This is a genomic window from Pseudomonas sp. B8(2017), assembly GCF_002113575.1.
GTDB lineage: Bacteria > Pseudomonadota > Gammaproteobacteria > Pseudomonadales > Pseudomonadaceae > Aquipseudomonas > Aquipseudomonas putida_Z.
This window is the reverse complement of sequence record NZ_NEIO01000017.1, coordinates 108,658-115,904: the sequence shown is the minus strand read 5'-3', so window position 1 is coordinate 115,904 and position 7,247 is coordinate 108,658. Positions and strand designations below refer to the sequence as shown.

Here is a 7,247-nt window from a genome sequence, read left to right as displayed (position 1 = left end):
TCGCAAACTCAACGTTAGCCAAGAACCACGATGACCATCCTCTTTCGCCCGCAGGGCGCCTTCGGCTGGTTCAGTTACACCACTTCCCGGGACACGATCCTCCTACAGAACCGCGCAGCGTCAGTAAGCCATGCTCCAGGTCAGCACCGGGCGGCGAGGCACAGCAGGCGTTTGCGCAGGATTTGCTGGCGGCGTTTGTCTGACCGGGCCTCTTCGCGGGTAAACCCGCTCCCACAGGGACCGCGACTTCCTCAGGCATGTGCGGTGTCTGTGGGAGCGGCCTTGTGTCGCGAAAGGGCCGCAAAGCGGCCCCGGCAATATGTGCTGCGAAGCTGAAGTCCTGGGGGCGCTTCGCACTCCTTTCGCGACACAAGGCCGCTCCTACAGAACCGCACAGGGTCAGTAAGCCATGCTCCAGGTCAGGGTATAGGTACGCCCGCGCCCTTGGTAGTCATACAGGTAAGCCGGCCCGTAGGTCGGCGAGTAGAACAGCGTCGCACGCTGCCCCCAGACCGTGCTGTACTGCTTGTCCAGCAGGTTCTGGATGCCGGCGCTGAAGGTGCCGAAGCCGGTGTCCTGGCTGCCCAGCAGGTCGAAGGTGGTATAACCATCGATCTCGTGGTCGGCATCGTCCTTCAGGCTGAAGGCATGGTTGGCCTGCAGCCGTGCACTGCGGCCATCGCCCCTCCAGCCGACGAACGCTGTAGCCTTGGACAACGAGGCATAGCGGGCATCGCGCTTGATCCAGCCACCATCGACATCCTCTTCCTCGGAGCGGGTCAGGTGCAGGGTTCCACCGGCTTCCCACCCTGTCTGGAAGTGCCGGGTCAGCGCGCCCTCAAAACCAAAGTCACGGCTTTTCTGGTCTTCCACGTTGATGGTCAGCGTCTGCGAATCGACGTTGATGATCTTGTCCGACCAGATGTAATACAGCGCCGCCTGGGCATCCCAGTCCAGGTCGGCATAGCGCCAGCCCAGCTCCACCTGGCGGCTCTTGATGCCGGCCAGCGGGTTGTCGGCCACGCTCAGGCCGGGCTTGCCGTAGTACTTGGCCGGGTCGGGCAGGTCGAAGCCTTCGCCGTAGTTGGTCCATACCTGGTGGCCATTCTTGAAATCGTAGATGGCACCGACGTTGAACAGGTTGACCTGGTAATCGTTGCTGCCCCCCGGCACACCCTTGAAGTCGCTGACGTCCACATCCATCTGCTGGCGCCGGGCGCCGCCGGACAGGGTCAGGTTATCGGTGGCATGCCAGTCCAGCTGGGCGTACACCGACACGCCATCGACCCGGTAGCTGGGGTAGCGTGCGGCCTTGCTTTCCTTTTCCAGCTCCAGGCCACCCGACTCGGACGACGTCTGGGCGTTGAAGGTGGTCTGTTCGGCATTGAAGCGCTCGCGGTCCAGGTCGACGCCGTAGGTCAGCTTCAGCGCGTCCCACTGCTTGGCGAACAGGCCCTTGAGGCTGGTGACTTCGAAGTTCTGCTGCGAGGCGGCGAAGTACACCCCGCGCGAGCCGGTGGGCGTGGCGCGGTTGTAGTACGGGAACGGGTAGAAGTTGTCGTCTTCCTTGCGGTACGAGGCCTGCAGGTAGAAGTCCTGGCCCAGCACATCGGTGTGGTGGTAGTTGGCGTTCAGCAGCAGGCGCCGGGTGCGCGGCTCCAGGTCCGACGAGTAGCCGCTGCGCAGCTCGGCGTCTTCAAGGTCGGATGGGGCGTTGTGGTTCAGGTTGGGGAAGTAGATACCGGTGCTGCCGTGGTTGCCCGAGTCATAGTACTGGGCCAACAGGTCGAGGCTCTGCTGGTCGTTCAGTTGCATCCCCAAGGTGCCGAGCACATCGATGGTGCGGTTGTACTGCAGGTCGGTCTGGGTGTTGTCGATGAAGATCTGGTCGCCGGCGCCATCGTAGAAGGCTTCGTTCTGCTCGCCGGAAACCCCCAGGCGGGCGTTGAACCGCTCGTTGCCGCCACTGATCGACTGGGCAAAGCGGGTGGCCAGGTCGTCGCTGTTGTTGAAACCGCTGCTGGCGCCGAGCTGGGTCTCGAAGCGCGCCGGGCCGGGTTCGCCCTTCTTGGTCACGATGTTGATGATACCGCCGGTGGCGCCGCCGCCGTAGATGGCGCTGGCGCCAGACAGCACTTCGACGCGCTCGACGTTGAACGGCGAAATGCTGTCGAACTGGCGCGACAGGCCGCGCGAGCTGTTCTGGCTGACCCCGTCGATCATCACCAGCACGTTGCGCCCGCGCATGTTCTGGCCGTAGTTGGTACGGCCTTCCGGCGCCAGGTCGAGGCCTGGTACAAGCTTGCCGATGGCTTCCTTCAGGCTGACGCCGCTGTCGATCTGCTCGCGCAGCTGCTGTTGGTCGACCACCCACACGGTGCCGGGGATTTCGCTGATCGCGGTGCTGGTGCGCGAGGCCACGCTGACCTCGATCGGCTTGAGATTGACCGCCTGCGGCGCGGCGTCGGCCTTGCGCAGGGTCACCGTGCGGGCATCGCTGAAGTGCCAGCTCATGCCGCTGCCGGCCAGCAACTGCTGCAGGGCCTGCTCGATGCTGTAGCTGCCCTGCAAGGCCGGGCTGGCCTGGCCGGCGACGTCGCCGGTGGTGTACAGCAGGTGCAGGCCGGCCTGGTCGGCGAAGGTGGTCAGGGCCTGGTCCAGCGGCTGGGCCGGCAGGTCGAGCTGGACCAGGCGGGCCTGGGTCTGGGCCTGTTCGGTGGCGGTCGAGGCAAACGCCTGCAGCGGGCCGACCAGCATGGCCAGGGCACTGCAGGACATCAGGGCATGGTGAAGCGGACCGCGGCGGTGGTGCAAGGGCTTGAGCATCAGAGGCACGAATGAGCTTCCTGACAAGTCGTAAATGAGAATTGGTTGCTGATCAGTCCCACTACGACGATCTGGCTGGCAGGAACTTGCAGTGCAAGATAAAAAATTTTTCCTGTGCCGGCCTCTTCGCGGCTAAAGCCGCTCCTACAGGGATCTCCACAGCCTTCCAGACCTGTGCAGTACCTGTGGGTGCGGCTTCAGCCGCGAAGAGGCCGGCACAGGCGAGTCAATGAACCACGGCCAACCACGGCAGGTAGGTCACCTTCAGCCCATAGCGCTGCTCAAGGGTCCGCAACAGGGCCTCCGGCTCATCGAGGTCGAACACCCCGCTGACCTCCATCGCCGCCAGCTTGCTATCGGACAACACGATCCGCCCATGCCGGTAACGCTCGAGCTCCGCCAGCACCTGCCCCAGCGGCTTGCCGTTGAAGATCAACTTGCCGCGCTGCCAGGCCATCTGCGTGCCGGCATCGGCCGCTACTGCCAGTTCATGCTCGCCAACCTTGGCTTCGCCATGTGCCAATACCACGCGGCCATCGCGACGCACGCTGAAGGTAGCCGCACTCCCCTGCACCCGCTCACCGGCCGTGTCGACCACAAAGGGCCGTGAATCATCGGTGGTCTCGAACAAGGCTTCACCAGACTCCAGCACCACCCGCCGCTCACGGTCGCTGAACACCACGCTCAGGGCAGTGGCGCTGTTCAACGTCACCCGCGTGCCATCGGCCAGGGTAATCACCTGTCGCTCACCCACCCCGGTGTGGTAATCCGCCAGCAGCACCGGCGCCTGCTGCCAACCCGCCACAGCAACGGCCAACACCAGGGCCGCAGCCACGCCCGCCTGTTTGAGCCAGTTACGGCAATGGCGCAAGGCCTGGCCGATGTATTTCGCCACCATGCTTTCGGAAACCCCCAGGCGTTGCGCGATCTGCGCCTGGGTCAGGCCATCGACGCGGTTGAGCAACAGAGCCTGGCGGGCATTGTCGGACAGCTGCAGCAGCGCCTGGTCGAGGATCTGCAGGCGCTCCCGGGCCAGCAAGGCCGCTTCGGGTGCCGGGGCCGGGCAGGCCACCTCACCTGCCCGCTCGCTGTCGTCGTGGCTGGCGGCAATGCGCTGCTCACGGCGCAAGGCATCGATCGCCAGGTTGCCGGCCACGCGGAAGATGAAACTGCGCGCGTGCAGCACCGGCACCGCCTGCTGGTCGATGTTCACCAGCCTCAGGTAGGTTTCCTGCGCGACGTCGGCAGCGCGCTGACGGTCGCTCATGCGCCGGGTCAGGAATTGCAGCAGGTCGTCGTAGTGCTCCTGGAAGCTTGCCAGCAGGCCCGGCGCGGGAGAGGTCAGCATGGGTTTGGGAACGGCCAGTAGGAGAAGTTATCGGGCGTTAATGAGAAACAGTATCTTTCATCTGGGCGGAGACTTTCAACGCCGACGCGTATTTGCCACACTGCCCATTCGCCCACTCTGGCAAGGTCGCACCCCATGGCTGCCCGTCTGCACCGCTACGCCCGCCTGTTCCTGGTCCTGCTGCTGGCCTGCGGCCTGGGGGCCTGTGCGCTGTTCCAGGCACGCGACCCGGTCAATATCAGCGTGATCGGTATCGAGCCGCTGCCCGGGCAGGAGCTGGAACTGCGCATGGCGGTGAAGATGCGGGTACAAAACCCCAACGAGACGCCGATCGACTACAACGGCATCGCCCTGAACCTGGAAGTGAACGGCCAGCCGCTGGCTGCCGGGGTCAGCGACCAGCAGGGGCACATCGGCCGTTATGGCGAAGCGGTGGTCGTGGTGCCGGTGAGCATCACGGCGTTTTCCTTCCTGCGCCAGGCCTATGGGCTGGGCCGAGTGGACTCGTTGCAGGGCCTGCCCTATGTGCTGCGCGGCAAGCTGGCCGGCGGGCTGCTGGGGACCGTGCGCTTTACCGACGAGGGCAAGCTGGACCTGCCCAAGGGCGCCTACTGGTAGGCGCCTGGCGGGGTGTGATCAGCGGTTGGCGCTGGCTGCGGCCATCAGCTTGTTGACCTCGCTGCGCACCATGTTGGCGTATTCGGGCGGCGACATGCCATCCAGCTCGGCACGCACCCACTCGGCCCATTTGCCTTTGCGCCGTGGTTTTTCTGCGATCAGCCGCGCCGCTTCGCCCTTGGCCTTGCCCAGGTTGTTCTGCCACAGCTCGAACAGCCGGGCCTTCTCTGCCTCGATCTGCGCCCGTTCCTCGAAGCTCATGTTGGCCAGATTGAAACTCATGAAGGTACCTGCAGGTTTGAAAATGGCCGCTATCTTACACCCAGGTACTGCAACAGCCCAAAGCCGCCGCAACTTTCCCGACGCGCCGGCATCCATTGTTCAAACCACACCATCGACGAGGACGAGTTCATGGCCCGGAAAAACGCCGCGCTGGCCGACAGCGATCAGATCAAGGACCAGGTATTCAGCGAACTGCAGGCGCTGATCGAAGAATCGGAAAGGCTGCTGAACGACAGCGCCGCCCTGGTGGGTGACGAGGCGGAAACCCTGCGCGCGCAGGTAAGCCTCAAGCTACGCCAGGCGCGCCATGCCGCCGACAAGGTGCGTAGCAAGGCGCAACCGGTGGTGGAGGCTACCCAGGACTACATCGGCGGCCACCCGTGGCAGACCGTGGCCATTTCCGCCGGCCTCGGGCTGGTGGTCGGCCTGCTGCTGGGCCGCCGTCACTGACGCCTGGGCCGCCTGGTGCGAATCAGGCGGCCTGCGCCATCGGGATACCGCTGTGGAAGCGCAGCTCCTGGTCCGGTGACTGGATCAGCTCCATCTCCGCTGCGCGCACCAGTTCCACCCGGCGGGCGATGTCTGCTTCATCGCCGTAGTTGTGCGCCAGTTTCAGGTAACCCTGGTAGTGGCGCGCTTCGCTCTTCAGCAGGCCGTGGTAGAAGCGGCCCAGCTCCTCGTCCAGGTGCGGTACCAGCGCGGCAAAGCGCTCGCAGCTGCGCGCCTCGATGAACGCCCCCACCACCAGCGTATCCACCAGCTTGACCGGCTCATGGGCGCGCACCAGGCGCCGCAGCCCCGACGCATAACGCCCGGCCGACACCGGGCGCAGCGGCACGCCGCGACGCTTCATCAGGCGCAGCACCTGCTCGTGGTGCACCAGCTCCTCGCGGGCCAGGCGCGACATCATGTTGATCAGGTCGAGGTGGGTGTTGTACTTGGCGATCAGGCTCAGGGCGGTGCTGGCAGCCTTGAATTCGCAGTTCTTGTGGTCGATCAGCAGGGTTTCCTGGTCGGCGAGCGCCGCTTCGATCCAGGCGTCTGGTGTCGGGCAACCAAGAAAGGCGTCGATTTCGGGGATCAGGGACATGAGCGTGCAACCACAAAGAACAGGCAGGGCCGGCGATTATACCGGCGGCGGCGGGCGGCGCCAGTGACTATGCTTGATGTACATCAAGCGCCAGCGGGGGAAGCGCCGACTATAGTCAGGCATTGGTCGCCACCTTTGAAGGGAGTTAACGCCCATGCAAGCCGTCCGCAGCATCCTCGTCGTCCTCGACCCCGAGCACGCCCACAGCCGGGCACTGACCCGGGCCAAGCTGATCGCCGGCCTCACCGGCGCGCGCCTGCACCTGCTGATGTGCGACAAAAGGCATGACCACAGCGCGCTGCTGAGCCTGCTGAGCAGCCAGTTGCATGATGACGGGTACGACAACGTCACCCATGAAGAGGCCTGGCGCGACAACCTGCACGACACCATCATCTACGTGCAGCAGGCCGAGGGCTGCGAGCTGGTGATCAAGGAACACCGCCCGGACAACCCGCTGAAAAAGGCCCTGCTCACCCCCAGCGACTGGAAGCTGCTGCGCCAGTGCCCGTGTGCCGTGCTGATGGTCAAGAGCGAGCGGCCGTGGACCGGCGGCAACGTCCTGGCCGCGGTGGATGTGGGCAACCAGGACGAGGACCACCGCCGCCTGCATGCCAGCATCATCGACCATGGCTATGCCATTGCTGCGCTGGCCAAGGGTGAGTTGCACGTCATCAGCGCCCATCCGTCGCCGATGCTGTCGGCGTCGGACCCGGTGTACCAGCTGAGCGAGACCATCGAAAAGCGCTACCGCGAGGCGTGCAAGGCATTCCAGGCAGAGTACGACATCAGCGAAGACCGCTTGCATGTGGCCGAAGGGCCGGCGGATGTGCTGATACCGCATACCGAGAAGAAGCTGGATGCCGTGGTAACGGTGATCGGCACGGTGTGCCGCACGGGGATTTCCGGGGCGTTGATTGGTAATACCTCGGAGGTGGTGCTGGATTCGCTGGAAGGGGATGTGCTGGTGCTCAAGAGCGAGGAGGCAATTGCTCATCAGGCGGAACTGGCCCGCGGCTGAGTCAATCTGTCAGGGCCCTATCGCCGGCAAGCCAGCTCCCACATCGACCGCATTGGCCTCAAGTC

General features: G+C 64.6%; 7 protein-coding genes. 3 read left to right on the top strand and 4 right to left on the bottom strand.

Going from position 1 to position 7,247, the window contains the following annotated elements:
• Window positions 1–399: 399 nt before the first annotated feature.
• Both CAG22_RS21070 and CAG22_RS21065 read right to left on the bottom strand, forming a co-directional pair.
• Window positions 400–2,826, bottom strand: coding sequence for a TonB-dependent receptor (locus CAG22_RS21070; RefSeq protein ID WP_085589512.1), 2,427 nt, complete (start codon window positions 2,824–2,826; stop codon window positions 400–402).
• Between the two features lie 226 nt (window positions 2,827–3,052).
• Window positions 3,053–4,174 (bottom strand): sigma-70 family RNA polymerase sigma factor, encoded by a 1,122-nt coding sequence (locus CAG22_RS21065; RefSeq protein WP_085589510.1) that lies wholly within the window; start codon window positions 4,172–4,174, stop codon window positions 3,053–3,055.
• Window positions 4,175–4,309: 135 nt separating this feature from the next.
• On the opposite strand from CAG22_RS21065, the gene CAG22_RS21060 reads away from it, so the two are divergent.
• Complete coding sequence (locus CAG22_RS21060; protein ID WP_085589507.1) at window positions 4,310–4,792, top strand: LEA type 2 family protein; 483 nt, start codon at window positions 4,310–4,312, stop codon at window positions 4,790–4,792.
• An 18-nt stretch (window positions 4,793–4,810) separates the two neighbouring features.
• Here CAG22_RS21060 and CAG22_RS21055 read toward each other — a convergent pair whose 3' ends face one another.
• On the bottom strand, window positions 4,811–5,074 hold the full coding sequence (locus CAG22_RS21055) for a hypothetical protein (protein WP_025338356.1): 264 nt from the start codon (window positions 5,072–5,074) through the stop codon (window positions 4,811–4,813).
• A 129-nt stretch (window positions 5,075–5,203) separates the two neighbouring features.
• Here CAG22_RS21055 and CAG22_RS21050 point away from each other — a divergent pair, with 129 nt between their 5' ends.
• Window positions 5,204–5,524 carry a YqjD family protein gene (locus CAG22_RS21050; protein ID WP_025338355.1) on the top strand — a complete coding sequence of 107 codons (321 nt, stop codon included), beginning with the start codon at window positions 5,204–5,206 and terminating at the stop codon, window positions 5,522–5,524.
• 22 nt (window positions 5,525–5,546) lie between these two features.
• Here the strand turns inward: CAG22_RS21050 and CAG22_RS21045 are convergent, their stop codons facing one another.
• Entirely contained in the window at window positions 5,547–6,164 is a 618-nt protein-coding gene (locus CAG22_RS21045; RefSeq protein ID WP_085589504.1) for a tRNA-(ms[2]io[6]A)-hydroxylase, read from the bottom strand.
• A 154-nt stretch (window positions 6,165–6,318) separates the two neighbouring features.
• On the opposite strand from CAG22_RS21045, the gene CAG22_RS21040 reads away from it, so the two are divergent.
• The gene (locus CAG22_RS21040; RefSeq protein ID WP_085706085.1) at window positions 6,319–7,182 is read left to right on the top strand and encodes a universal stress protein; all 864 of its coding nucleotides are present in this window, start codon (window positions 6,319–6,321) and stop codon (window positions 7,180–7,182) included.
• Window positions 7,183–7,247 lie beyond the last annotated feature (65 nt).